The organism is Acidovorax sp. JHL-9 (assembly GCF_000426205.1).
Lineage (GTDB): Bacteria > Pseudomonadota > Gammaproteobacteria > Burkholderiales > Burkholderiaceae_C > Acidovorax > Acidovorax soli.
Map to the genome: position 1 here is coordinate 1 of NZ_AUEX01000047.1, position 11,899 is coordinate 11,899.

At 66.4% G+C, this 11,899-nt stretch carries 14 protein-coding genes; 12 read left to right on the top strand and 2 right to left on the bottom strand.

All coding sequences use genetic code 11. The annotated features are described in order from the left end of the window. Positions 1 to 380: IS3 family transposase (locus K225_RS0118770; RefSeq protein ID WP_026437778.1), on the top strand; the 380-nt coding region annotated here is incomplete at its 5' end. A 110-nt stretch (positions 381 to 490) separates the two neighbouring features. Here the strand turns inward: K225_RS0118770 and K225_RS0118775 are convergent. Then, positions 491 to 1,495 (bottom strand): YeiH family protein, encoded by a 1,005-nt coding sequence (locus K225_RS0118775; protein ID WP_051249085.1) that lies wholly within the window; start codon positions 1,493 to 1,495, stop codon positions 491 to 493. 162 nt (positions 1,496 to 1,657) lie between these two features. On the opposite strand from K225_RS0118775, the gene K225_RS21255 reads away from it, so the two are divergent. The 11 genes from K225_RS21255 to K225_RS21265 all read left to right on the top strand — a co-directional run bounded on the left by K225_RS21255 (position 1,658) and on the right by K225_RS21265 (position 11,401). After that, positions 1,658 to 2,599, top strand: coding sequence for a LysR family transcriptional regulator (locus K225_RS21255; RefSeq protein WP_034713417.1), 942 nt, complete (start codon positions 1,658 to 1,660; stop codon positions 2,597 to 2,599). 220 nt (positions 2,600 to 2,819) lie between these two features. Further along, on the top strand, positions 2,820 to 3,554 hold the full coding sequence (locus K225_RS0118785) for a succinate dehydrogenase/fumarate reductase iron-sulfur subunit (protein WP_026437780.1): 735 nt from the start codon (positions 2,820 to 2,822) through the stop codon (positions 3,552 to 3,554). A gap of 1 nt (position 3,555) precedes the next feature. Further along, positions 3,556 to 3,891: a succinate dehydrogenase gene (locus tag K225_RS0118790; RefSeq protein ID WP_026437781.1), complete on the top strand. Its 336-nt coding sequence runs from the start codon at positions 3,556 to 3,558 to the stop codon at positions 3,889 to 3,891. Next, positions 3,888 to 4,235, top strand: coding sequence for a succinate dehydrogenase, cytochrome b556 subunit (sdhC, locus tag K225_RS0118795; protein WP_026437782.1), 348 nt, complete (start codon positions 3,888 to 3,890; stop codon positions 4,233 to 4,235). The genes K225_RS0118790 and sdhC overlap by 4 nt, the downstream gene beginning before the upstream one ends. Beyond that, positions 4,236 to 5,987, top strand: coding sequence for an L-aspartate oxidase (locus K225_RS0118800; protein WP_026437783.1), 1,752 nt, complete (start codon positions 4,236 to 4,238; stop codon positions 5,985 to 5,987). Between the two features lie 9 nt (positions 5,988 to 5,996). Beyond that, positions 5,997 to 6,935, top strand: coding sequence for a fumarate hydratase (locus K225_RS0118805; RefSeq protein ID WP_026437784.1), 939 nt, complete (start codon positions 5,997 to 5,999; stop codon positions 6,933 to 6,935). Continuing rightward, positions 6,929 to 7,618: a fumarate hydratase C-terminal domain-containing protein gene (locus K225_RS0118810; protein ID WP_026437785.1), complete on the top strand. Its 690-nt coding sequence runs from the start codon at positions 6,929 to 6,931 to the stop codon at positions 7,616 to 7,618. Before K225_RS0118805 ends, K225_RS0118810 begins: the two co-directional genes overlap by 7 nt. 25 nt (positions 7,619 to 7,643) lie before the next feature. Next, complete coding sequence (locus K225_RS0118815; protein ID WP_026437786.1) at positions 7,644 to 8,477, top strand: amidohydrolase family protein; 834 nt, start codon at positions 7,644 to 7,646, stop codon at positions 8,475 to 8,477. A 35-nt stretch (positions 8,478 to 8,512) separates the two neighbouring features. Continuing rightward, a complete protein-coding gene (locus K225_RS21260; protein WP_051249087.1) occupies positions 8,513 to 9,439 on the top strand; it encodes a LysR family transcriptional regulator in 927 nt (308 codons plus the stop codon). Between the two features lie 84 nt (positions 9,440 to 9,523). Further along, the gene (locus K225_RS0118825) at positions 9,524 to 10,558 is read left to right on the top strand and encodes a tripartite tricarboxylate transporter substrate binding protein (protein WP_238323282.1); all 1,035 of its coding nucleotides are present in this window, start codon (positions 9,524 to 9,526) and stop codon (positions 10,556 to 10,558) included. 84 nt (positions 10,559 to 10,642) lie between these two features. Next, positions 10,643 to 11,401, top strand: coding sequence for a sulfite exporter TauE/SafE family protein (locus K225_RS21265; RefSeq protein WP_034713422.1), 759 nt, complete (start codon positions 10,643 to 10,645; stop codon positions 11,399 to 11,401). 118 nt (positions 11,402 to 11,519) lie between these two features. On the opposite strand, the gene K225_RS0118835 is transcribed toward K225_RS21265, so the two are convergent. Beyond that, a partial coding sequence (locus tag K225_RS0118835) for an IS3 family transposase (protein ID WP_026437778.1) occupies positions 11,520 to 11,899 on the bottom strand: 380 nt, incomplete at its 5' end.

The window sequence follows — 11,899 nt, forward strand, 5'->3', positions numbered from 1 at the left end:
ACACGAGCCTGGTCCTCGATGCACTGCTGATGGCACTGTGGCGCCGACAGCCGCATGCGCCGGTCATGGTTCATTCCGATCAGGGCTGCCAGTTCACCAGCCACGAGTGGCAAACCTTCCTGCGCGAGCACAACCTGGTCAGCAGCATGAGCCGGCGTGGCAACTGCCACGACAACGCTGTGGCCGAGAGCTTCTTCCAGTTGCTCAAGCGCGAACGCATCCGCCGGCGGATCTATACAACCCGTGACGATGCGCGATCAGACGTCTTCAACTACATCGAAATGTTCTACAACTCCCAGCGCCATCATTCGTCGGCGGCAGGACTATCACCTGTAGAGTTCGAGCAGCGACATTCCCAACGGCTCAAAGTGTCTAGATAAGTCGGGGCTATTCAGCGTGGGGTAGGGCATTGCCGTGGTGCTGGAGCGGGTGTGAACGAACAAAAGGAATGGACGCCGCAGCGCCCATCCATTGGGGCGCGCCTTCGCGCTCAAAGCCAGAGCAGGGTGGCCAGCACCAGCAGGGCGAGGAAGACCGTTTCGCCCACCAGCATGGCCACCGGGCGCCAGCCCACCAGAGCCAGGTCTTGTAGGCGAGTGCGCATGGCCGCGCCCGCGATGGCGGCCACCAGCAGGGCGCGCGAGCCGTCGGTGGCGGCCTGGGTGAGGGTTGAGGTGGTGAGGCCCAGCGAGCCCAGGGCCACCAAGGCGATGAAGCCCACCAGAAAGCCCGGCACGATGGGGGGGCGGCCCGAACCGGCGGCCCTGGCGCCACGGCTGGCGATGATGGAGATCACCACCACCACCGGGGCCAGCATGGCTACGCGGAACAGCTTGACGATGGTGGCCGAGTCGCGTGCTTCAGGTCCGAGCATAGTGCCGGCGGCCACCACCTGGGCCACGTCATGAATGGTGGCGCCAAGGAAGATGCCGGCGGGCACGCCGGTGACGTCGAGCAGGCTCAGCACTAGCGGGTACAAGACCATGGCGATGGTGGACAGCAGCGTCACACCCATCACGGTGAGCAGCGTGTGGCGCTCGTTCTCGTGCGTCTGGGGCAAGGCGGCGGAGATGGCCAGTGCTGCTGAGGCACCGCAGATCGCCACCGACACACCCGAGATCCAGCCCTCGTCGTTGGGACGGCGCAGCAGACGGGCGAGCAACAGACCGCAGGCAATGGTGCTCACCACGCCCAGCGCTACGACCATGCCGGTCTGCCAGCCCAGCTGCGCGATCTGGTCCACCGTGATGCGTGCGCCCAGCAGGGCAACGCCCACGCGCAGCAGCGTTTTCGAGGTGAACACGATGCCCGGCGTCAGGCTTTCGTGACTGGAGAGAAAGTTCAGCGCCATGCCCAGCAACAGGGCGTAGAGCAGTTGCGGGCCGCCGTAGTGTTCAGAGAGGAAACCGGCCGCAAGGCCCACCACACTGCAGAGGGCCAAGCCTGGCCAGATGGCCTGTGCCTGAACCCACATGGCGCGGGGCGCTGCTTGCATCGTGTCTCCTTGGTGCTTCGTTTGCCGGTCATGATAGGTAGATTGCGTGAATATAAAAATCGAACAATTTAAATTTGCATGATTCAAAAATACGATCAACTGGGCTGTGGCTGGCCTAGCGGGCAAGACCTGTTGCCGCCAACCCCCACTCGGAGACCCTCCATGTCAGACACCAGGATTCATCGGCTTCGCCTGACGCTGCGCCAGCTGGAAACCTTCGTGGCCACCGCCACCTCGGGCTCTACCCGCGCCGCGGCGGACAAGGTGGCGCGCTCGCAGTCGGCCACCAGCGTGGCCCTGGCCGAGCTGGAGGCCAGCCTGGGCGTGGCGCTGTTCGACCGGGTGGCGCGCCGGCTGGTGCTCAACGAGAACGGGCGCTTGCTGCTGCCGCGCGCCGCGGCCTTGCTGGACAAGGCGCTGGAGATCGAGGCCTTGTTCGATGCGGCCGCGGTGGTGCCCTTGCGGGTGGCGGCCAGTTTCACCATCGGCGAGTACCTCATGCCCACCCTGATCGCCGGGTGGAAGGGGTTGCACCCGAGCGCGCAGGTGCAGCTTGACGTGGCCAATACCCGCGCGGTGCTGGAGTCGGTGGCTAGCATGCAGGCCGACCTGGGCTTCATCGAGGGCTCGCACACGCACCCCAGCCTGCGCGTGGAGCACTGGCTGGAGGACGAGCTGGTGGTGGTGTCGGCGCCTGGCGTGGCCTGGGGGGTGGGTGCGGTGTCCAACGAGCGCCTGGCGCGCGCCACCTGGATCATGCGCGAGGCCGGCTCGGGCACCCGCGAGGCGGCCGACCGTTTCCTCATTCCCGCACTGGGGCAGTTCTCGGTGGGGCTGGAGCTGGGCAGCAACGAAGCGGTGAAGCGGGCGGTGGCCTCGGGCCTGGGCTTGGGCTGCCTCTCGTGGCACGCGGTGCAGGACGCCGTGGCCTACGGCTGGCTGGCGCAGGTGCCCACGCGCCTGCCCAAGCTGCGCCGCACGCTGGCCATCGTCACCCACCGCGACAAGCCGGTGGGCAGCACCGCACAGGCCTTCCTAGCGCATTGCCAGGCCTGGGCCAAGGCCCAGTCGGGCGAGCCCGAGCGCTCGCGCGACGCGGGCTGATTCTTCCCCTTTACCCCAACTAGGAGCAGGGCCCGGCTAATGGCTGAGGGCCCGGCCTTTCGTGCGCCCGTTTGCCGCTGCTGTCTCGGTCAGAGTTCTGCCTTTAACTTTATAAAAACAAAACAAAAAAAATCTTGATAAAAATAAAATCGACATATAAACTGCGCTCCATACCCGAAACCGGCGCTGGTCGCAGCGGCCCGCCTCAACGAGGAGACACATGGAAACCAAGCCAGACACGCCCCAGCGCACGCTGACGGTGAAGATCTATCGCGGTGAAAGCGAGGGCGATTTCGTGACCTACTCGGTGCCCTGGCGCGAGAACCAGACGGTGCTCGACGTGGTGACCGAGGTGCAACGCTCACTGGAGCCCACCTTGTCGTACCGCTTCGCCTGCCGCGTGGGCGTGTGCGGGTCTTGCGCGATGACGGTCAATGGCAAGCCGCGCTGGACCTGCCGCACCCACGTCAGCCGCGTGGAGGAAGACGGCGTCATCGTCATCGAGCCACTTCGCAACATGCCGCGCATCAAAGACCTGGTCGTGGACATGAGCGAGTTCTTCGACAAGTGGAAGAAGGCCGGCAACGAGTTCAAGGGCACGGCCACGCGGCACGACCCGCCGGCCAACGTGTCGCCCCAGAGCAAGAAGCGCAAGCTGGCCGACGCGGCGATCGAGTGCATCAACTGCGGCGTGTGCTACGCCGCCTGCGACGTGGTGGCCTGGGACAAGGAGTACCTGGGCCCGGCCGCGCTGAACCGCGCGTGGACGCTGTTCAACGACGAGCGCCACGCCGACCCCAAGGGTGTGCTGCGCCAGGCCACCTCGGGCAGCGGCTGCAATTCGTGCCACAGCCAGGGCAGTTGCATGACGCACTGCCCGGTGAGCCTGAGCCCCACCGGCAGCATCGCGGGCCTCAAGAAGAACGCGCTGCTGAGCTTCTTCAAGGGGGACTGACGTGGAGCAACGCTTGTTCGTTCTGCAGCGCCTCACGGCGATGCTGATGGCGCCCCTGGTGCTGGGCCACCTGGCGGTGATTCTGTACGCGGTGCGCGGCGGCCTCACGGCCTCGGAGATCCTGGCGCGCACCCAGGGCAACGCCTGGTGGATCGGCTTCTACGGCCTGTTCGTGCTGTGTGTGGCGGTGCACGTGCCCATTGGCATGCGCAACATCCTGATCGAGTGGCTGCGCCTGGGGCGCAGCGCCGCTGGCGCCGTGGCGCTGGCGCTGGGCTTGCTGCTGCTGGGCCTGGGCCTGCGCGCGGTGGTGGCCGTGGGAGGGCTGCTCGCATGAACTCGCCGCGTCGCCACAAGGCCTACTGGGCCTTCATCGGACACCGCGTGTCCGGCCTGCTGCTGGGCCTGTTCCTGCCGGTGCACTTCTATGTGCTGGGCATGGCCCTGGAAGGCGCGCAGCGCCTCGATGGTTTCCTGAAGTTTTCCGAGATGCCCGCCGTGAAGTTCGGCGAGTGGGGCCTGGTGCTGCTGCTGTCGGTGCACCTGGGCTTTGGCCTGCGCCTGCTGGCCATGGAGCTGCTGCCCTGGAGTTCGACGCGCGATGCCCGGCTGTCGTGGATCGTGCCGAGCTTGCTGGTGTCTCTGGTCGTTGGCCTGGTCTTCCTGGCAGGAGTTGTTTGAATGCAAATCGAAAACCACAAAACCGACATCCTCATCCTGGGCACCGGGGGAGCCGGTCTGTTCGCGGCGCTACACGCGAAGAAGGCCAACCCCGCGCTGAAGGTGACGGTGGCCGTGAAGGGCCTGCTGGGCAAGTGCGGTTGCACGCGCATGGTGCAGGGTGGCTACAACGTGGCCTTGTCGTCTGGTGATTCGGTGGAGCGCCACTTCATGGACACCATCGAAGGCGGCAAGTGGCTGCCCCGCCAAGACCTGGCCTGGCGCCTGGTGGAGGGCGCCATCGAGCGGGTGCGCGAGCTGGAGAACGAGATCGGTTGCTTCTTCGACCGCAACCCCGACGGCACGCTGCACCAGAAGGCCTTTGCCGGCCAGAGCTTTGACCGCACGGTGCACAAGGCCGACCTCACCGGCATCGAGATCATCAACCGCCTGATGGAGCAGGTGCGCGCGCTGGACGTGGAAGAGATGGAAGAGCACCGCGCCATCGAGCTGGTGCCTGCCGCCGACGGCTCGGGCATCGCGGGCGTGCTGTTCATCGACATGCGCCGCGGCGTGTACCGCTTCGTGCAGGCCAAGGCCGTGCTGCTGGGCACCGGTGGCGGCCCCACCATGTACCGCTACCACACGCCCTCTGGCGACAAGACCTGCGACGGCATCGCCATGGCCCTGCGCTACGGCCTGAAGGTGCGCGACATGGAGATGGTGCAGTTCCACCCCACCGGACTGCTGGGGGGCGCCAACACGCGCATGACTGGCACCGTGCTGGAGGAAGGCCTGCGCGGCGCGGGCGGCTACCTCATCAACGGTGAGGGCGACCGCTTCATGACGAACTACGACGCCCGCGGCGAGCGCGCCACGCGCGACGTGGTGAGCCGTGGCATCTACGCCGAGATGCGCGCCGGGCGCACTGGCCCTATGGGTGGCATCTACATCCAGATGAGCCACCTCGGCCCCGAGAAGGTGGCAAAGTCCTTCCCGGGCATGGTCAACCGCTGCAGCGACTGCGGCTTCGACCTGGCCGGTGGCCGCGTGGAGGTGGTGCCCACAGCGCACTACCTGATGGGAGGGGTGGAGTTCAACATCGACGGCTCCACCGCCTCGCCGGGCCTGTACGCCGCTGGGGAAGACTGCGGCGGCGTGCACGGCGCCAACCGCCTGGGCGGTAACGGCGTGGCCAACAGCACGGTGTTCGGCGGCATTGCCGGTGACTCGATGGCGGCCTTCGTGGCCAGGGAAGGGCGCTGGCGCGACCCCGACGCCCGCGTCATCCAGCAAGGCGTGGCCAGGGCCGAGTACCCGTTCTCACGCCCGGCCGGCGCCATTCACGACCTGCGCGAGGCGCTGTCGCAAACCATGTGGGACGACGTGGGCGTGCTGCGCAACCGCGCCGACATGGAGCGCGGCCTGGCCACCGTGGGCTCGCACCGCAGCGCGCTGCGCGACATGGGCGTGCCCGATGGCGACCGCCGCTTCAACCTCACCTGGCACGACTGGCTCAACGTGGAGAGCCTGATTGACATCTCGCGCGTCATCACGGTGTCTGCCCTGGCGCGCGACAACAGCCGCGGCGCGCACTACCGCGAAGATTTTCCCGAGGCGGGTGACCTGCACACCAGTTGCTACACCCGCGTGAGCGCCGATGGCGAAGACCTCTCGCTGGAGATGGTGCCGGTGTCCTTCGACATCGTGCGCCCCGGCGAATCCCTGATCTCGGGTGAGGCGGGCCGCCCGCCCGTCCAGGTCGCGAACTGAGAAAGCCCCATGAAGCAGATACCCATTCAGAAAGTGCAGGAAGCGGCGCTGGAGATCATGAAGCGCGCGGCCATCGACATTCCCGAGGATTACAAGCAAGGCATCAAGGCCTCGGAGAAGGCCGAGACCGGCAAGCTGGCGCGTTTCGTGATCCACGCCATGCAAGACAACTGGGACGCCGCCAGCCAAGACCGGCGCCCGATGTGCGCCGACACCGGCGTGCCGCGCTACTACGTGAAGGTGGGCAACCAGGCCATGGTCGAGTCCGGCTTCATCGCCGTGGAGCACGCGCTGCGAAAGGCCACGGCCGACGCGACCACCGCCATTCCGCTGCGCCCGAACCGGGTGCACCCGCTGTGGCGCACCGATCACAACAACAACGTGGGCATCAACGCGCCCGAGATCGAGTGGTCGTTCGAGCCCGAGGCCGACTGGATCGACATCACCACCGTGCACAAGGGTGGCTTGTTCGGCACCGACTACCGAATGCTGTTCCCGGGGGATGGCATCGACGGCATCAAGCGCTTCGTGCTGGACACGCTGATTGCCTTTGGCAAGCGGGGCCTGGCCTGCCAGCCCGCCATCGTGGGCATCGGCCTGGGCGGCTCGAAAGACACCTGCATGCAACTGGGCAAGCAGGCGGCCTGCCTTCGCACCGTGGGCGACCGCAACCCCGACCCGAAGATCGCCGAGCTAGAGCTGGAGCTGAAGAAGCTGGGCAACTCGATTGGCATGGGCGCCATGGGTTTCGTGGGCTCGCAGATGGTGGTGGATTGCCACATCGAGGTGGGCTACACGCACACCGGCGGCATGCCCATCAGCCTGCACACCTTCTGTCTGTCCTCGCGCCGGGCCACCGCCCGCATTCACCCGGACGGATCGATCGAGTACCGCACGGACCCGCAGTGGTTCACCCCTTACATGCGCCGGGAGACAGTGGAATGGTAGACCGCACCAACGATGACGAGATGAAGGTGTTCCACCTTCAATTGCCGGCCCAGCCGCAGGACATCGCCAAGCTCGAACTGGGAGCGGCGGTGTACCTCACCGGGGTGGTCTACACCGCCCGCGAGGGCGTTTACAAGAAGGTGCTCGACCAGGGCCTGCCCATGCCGGTGGAGAACCTGGCCGAGATCAGCAACGTGAACTTCCACTGCTCGCCGGCGGCGGCCGAAGACGGCAAGGGCAGCTACAACGTGGGCGCCGTGACCGCCACCGCGAGCTTTCGCTTCTCGAAGTGGTTGGGCCCGTGGATCGACCGCAGCGGCGCGCGAATCATCATCGGCAAAGGCGGCATGCCCGCCGACGACTACAAGACCGTGCTCGCCCCGCGCGGCGCGGTGTACCTCACCACCGTGGGCTACGGCACCGGTGCGCTGCTGGGGCGCGGCATCAAGGGCGTGCGCGCGGCGCACTGGATCAACGAGCTGGGCATTGCCCAGGCGATGTGGATGTTCGAGGTGGAGAACTTCGGCCCCTTCATCGTGGAGAGCGACGTGCAGGGCAACTCGTTGTTCGCCCAGCACGGCGAGGCCATCAACGCCGGCATCGAGCAGCTCTACGCCGGCCTGAAGCCGCCGGCCCTGCACCGCTACGGCGAAACCGACAACCGCCAGAACGAAGTGATGTAAGGCCGCACGGCCAGAGGGACCAGCCATGATTGTGGATTTCCGTCTTCGCCCGCCTGTGGGCGGTTTCCTGGACACCTTGATGTACTCGGCCGGCGAGCGCCGCGATGGCTTCACCCGCACGGTGGGCTTCGAGCCTTCGCCCGCGGCGCAGCAGCAGTCGATGGAGTTGCTCTTGCAAGAGATGGACGCCGCCGGCGTGCACAAGGGCGTGGTGGTGGGCCGCCTGGCCGGCACCCTGGGCAGCGTGCCCAATGCCGACGTGCAGCGCATCGTGGCCGAGCACCCGGGCCGCTTCATCGGTGCGGCCTCCATCGACCCCACCTCGCGCAAAGGCGCTTGCGCCACCATCGACCAGGCGCTGCGCGACGGCTTCAAGCTCATCAATATTGAGCCGGGCTCCTACCCCGTGCCCATGTACGCCGACGACCGCCGCCTTTACCCCATCTATGCGCACTGCGAAGACGTGGGCGTGCCCGTGATCATGATGGTGGGCGGCACAGCCGGCCCCGACCTGAGCTACTCCGACCCGATCCGCACCGACCGGGTGCTGGCCGACTTTCCTCAACTCAAGGTGGTGGTGGCGCACGGTGGATGGCCCTGGGTCAACGAGATCCTGCACATCGCCTTCCGGCGCACCAACCTCTACCTCTCGCCCGACATGTATTTCTCGCGCATGCCCGGCTGGGAGGAATACGTGAAGGCGGCCGACAGCTTCCTGGCCGACCGCATGCTCTACGCCAGTTCCTTCCCGTTCTGCCCGGTCAAGGACTACAAAAGCTGGTTCGAGCGCTTGCCCATCAAGCCCGAGAACCTGGCCAAGGTGATGGGCGGCAACGCCTGCCGCTTGTTGGGGCTCTAATACGCGGCATTTCACCAACCCGCGAGCCCCAAGCCATGGATGTCAAAACGCTCTACACCCTCATTGCCATCGCCGACCGCGGCAGCTTTGCCGAGGCCGGCCATGCCATCGGCCTGTCGCTGTCGGCCGTCAGCCTGCAGATGCGCTCACTGGAGGAAGAGCTGGGCATCCAGATTTTTGATCGCAGCCGCCGCCCGCCCGTGCTCACCGACAGTGGGCTGGTGCTGGTGGCCCGGGCGCGCGAGCTGATCGCCCACTGGGAGAGCATGAGCGCCGCGCTCAAGCGCGACGCCTCGGTGGGCCTGCTCAAGCTGGGCGCCGTGCACACCAGCGTGGCCGGCGTGCTGCCCCTGGCACTCAAGCGCCTGCGCCAGCAAGGGCAGGGCATTGACATCCACCTCACCACCGGCCTCACCCACGACCTGGAGAAAGCCGTTTACCACCGGCAGATCGACGTGGCCGTGGTCACCGAGCCCGAAGCGCCGCGCAGCGAGCTGGAGTTCTTCCCGTTCGCCGACGAACCCTGCGTGGTTATCACCCACCGCGACACCGAGGGCGACACCGACCAGCAGGTGCTGGAGTCCACGCCCTATGTGCGCTTCAACCGCGCCGCGCGCGTGGGCAACCTGGTGCAGCAAGAGATCTTGCGGCGCCAGATCGCGGTTCGCTCGGTGATGGAGATCGACACCCTGGAAGGCGTGATTGCCATGGTGGCCAATGGCCTGGGCAGCTCGGTGGTGCCCTCGCGTGGCGTGCGGCACGAGTTCCCCTCGTCCATCCGCACCTTGCCCTTCGGCTCACCACCGCTGACCCGCCGCCTGGGCCTGCTGGTGCCGCGCGACAACCCGCGCCTGCATCTGTCGCAGCTCTTGCTGGAGGCCCTCAAAGAGGTCTCGGCGCGGTCTGCCCCCTTACTCAGCGTTGCGGCACCTCGCCCGCGCCGCCGAGCCCCTTCGTCATGAACGCATGACGGCCCATCTCAGCCCATGGCACACAGAGCGAGAACGCCGGGTCATGGCTGGGCAACACCACCCTTGGAGACATGCATGAACCACCTGAAGATGAACAGCCCCCAAGCCCTTGAAGCGCCAGCCTTGGCGAAGCGCCGAGCGGGCTTGAAATGGTTGGCCCTGACCGGCATTGGCTTGGCCGTGGCGTGGCCCGCGGCACAGGCCCAGCAGGGCGACTGGCCCAACAAGCCGGTGCGGGTGGTGATTCCCTTCTCTTCGGGTGGCGCCACCGACCTGCTGGGCCGAGCCCTGGGCAATGAGCTGGGCAAGATCTGGAAGCAGTCGGTGGTGATCGACAACCGCACCGGCGCAGGCGGCGCGGTCGCGGCCGAGCTGGTGGCCAAGGCCCCGGCCGACGGCTACACCCTGCTGCTGGCCTCGGGCAGCATGTTCACCGTCAACCCCCACCTCTACGCCAAGCTGCCCTATAGCCTGCAGAGCTTCGAGCTGATCGGCAAGACGGCCAGCGGCCCCATGGTGGTCACCATCAACAGCGCCGTGCCCGCCAACAACTTCAAGGAATTCGTGGCCTACGCCAAGGCCAACCCGGGCAAGCTCAACATGGCCTCGGCCGGCAACGGCAGCCAGGTGCACATCGCGGGCGAGGCGTTCGCACAGGCCAGCGGTATCGACGTAACCCACGTGCCCTACAAGGGCGAAGGCCCTGCCTACGCCGACCTGATGGGCGGCGCGGTGCAGATGGCCGTGGGCAACATCAACGCCATTTCGCCGCTGCTCAAGAGCGGCCGGGTGAAGGCGCTGGCCGTGACCGGGCGCGAGCGCTCGGGTCTCATGCCCGATGTGCCCACCGTGGCCGAGGCCGGCCTGCCCAACTTCGAGTTCACCGGTTGGTTCGCGCTGGTGGCCCCCGCCGGCATGCCCAAGGCCCTCACCGCCAAGGTCTACGCCGACATTCAGCAGGCCATGGAGCAGCCCGGCATGAAGCGCTACCTGGCCGAGCAAGGCATGCTGTCCTCGGTGGTGGGTCCGACTCAGCTCACCGATGACATCAACCGCGAGTCCGCCCGCTGGAAAGAGCTGGTGGCGGTGCGCAAGATCACGGCCAACTGAGCCGTCGGGGCGGCCCGGGCCCTTGGCCCTAGCCGCCTCTTTCGCCAGCCGCCCGGCCTCGCCGGGCCTTCGGGAGGGGCTCTCGTGAGCACAGTTGACTATTGGTGGGCTGTTTGCGCCGTCGTACTGGCCTACACGGTGTTCGGCCTCACTGGCTTTGGCGCGGCCATGATGGCCATGCCCGTGCTGGTGCTGGTGGTGCCCCTGAAATTCGCGGTGCCGATGATGGTGCTGCTCGACCTGGTGGCGACCTCGCTCGTGGGTTTGCGCACCTGGCGGCGCCTGTCCTGGCGCGACACCGCGCAGATATTCCCCTTCATGCTCATCGGTGTGGGCCTGGGTGCCACCATGCTGGTGCACTTCCACAGCGGCTGGCTGCTGGTGGGCCTGGGCGTTTTCATCGTGATCATTTCCTGGCGCAACCTGCGCAACCTCGGCGCGGCGTTTCGCCCCCTGCACGCGGGCTGGGCCGCGCCGGCCGGCACCGTGGGCGGGGTGTTCAGCGCCCTGTTCGGCACCGGTGGACCGATCTACACCATCTACCTAGCCCGCCGCCTGGCCGACCAGGAAACGTTTCGCGCGACCATCTCGGCCGTGATCTTCCTCAGCTCGGTGGTCCGCCTGTTGTCATTTGTGATGGGCGGGTTGTTTCTGCAGGAAGGTCTGCTGCCCCTGGCCCTTTGGCTGCTGCCCGCCAGCCTGCTGGGCGTGTTCCTGGGATCTTACAGTCGCCACCGGCTGCCGGTGCAGTCCATCCGCCGCTTCGTGCAGGTGTTCATGCTGGTGGCTGGCGGCGTGGTGATCCTACGAGGTGTCATTCTGATGTCGCCGGCAGGGGTGTGAGAAAGCCAACCCCCGACAACGTGCCAACCACGTCATTGCCATACTCGCCTGACTAGAACAAGCAGGCCACTTTGAATTCTGCGCAGCGGATCACTGTGTGCCGTTGAATAGCCCCGGCTTATCTAGACACTTTGAGCCGTTGGGAATGTCGCTGCTCGAACTCTACAGGTGATAGTCCTGCCGCCGACGAATGATGGCGCTGGGAGTTGTAGAACATTTCGATGTAGTTGAAGACGTCTGATCGCGCATCGTCACGGGTTGTATAGATCCGCCGGCGGATGCGTTCGCGCTTGAGCAACTGGAAGAAGCTCTCGGCCACAGCGTTGTCGTGGCAGTTGCCACGCCGGCTCATGCTGCTGACCAGGTTGTGCTCGCGCAGGAAGGTTTGCCACTCGTGGCTGGTGAACTGGCAGCCCTGATCGGAATGAACCATGACCGGCGCATGCGGCTGTCGGCGCCACAGTGCCATCAGCAGTGCATCGAGGACCAGGCTCGTGT

Bases quoted from the DNA above. Each gene is read 5' to 3' on its own strand.
- K225_RS0118775 (WP_051249085.1), bottom strand. From the start codon at position 1,495: ATGCAAGCAGCGCCCCGCGCCATGTGGGTTCAGGCACAGGCCATCTGG.
- K225_RS21255 (WP_034713417.1), top strand. From the start codon at position 1,658: ATGTCAGACACCAGGATTCATCGGCTTCGCCTGACGCTGCGCCAGCTG.
- K225_RS0118785 (WP_026437780.1), top strand. From the start codon at position 2,820: ATGGAAACCAAGCCAGACACGCCCCAGCGCACGCTGACGGTGAAGATC.
- sdhC (WP_026437782.1), top strand. From the start codon at position 3,888: ATGAACTCGCCGCGTCGCCACAAGGCCTACTGGGCCTTCATCGGACAC.
- K225_RS0118800 (WP_026437783.1), top strand. From the start codon at position 4,236: ATGCAAATCGAAAACCACAAAACCGACATCCTCATCCTGGGCACCGGG.
- K225_RS0118805 (WP_026437784.1), top strand. From the start codon at position 5,997: ATGAAGCAGATACCCATTCAGAAAGTGCAGGAAGCGGCGCTGGAGATC.
- K225_RS0118810 (WP_026437785.1), top strand. From the start codon at position 6,929: ATGGTAGACCGCACCAACGATGACGAGATGAAGGTGTTCCACCTTCAA.
- K225_RS0118815 (WP_026437786.1), top strand. From the start codon at position 7,644: ATGATTGTGGATTTCCGTCTTCGCCCGCCTGTGGGCGGTTTCCTGGAC.
- K225_RS21260 (WP_051249087.1), top strand. From the start codon at position 8,513: ATGGATGTCAAAACGCTCTACACCCTCATTGCCATCGCCGACCGCGGC.
- K225_RS0118825 (WP_238323282.1), top strand. From the start codon at position 9,524: ATGAACCACCTGAAGATGAACAGCCCCCAAGCCCTTGAAGCGCCAGCC.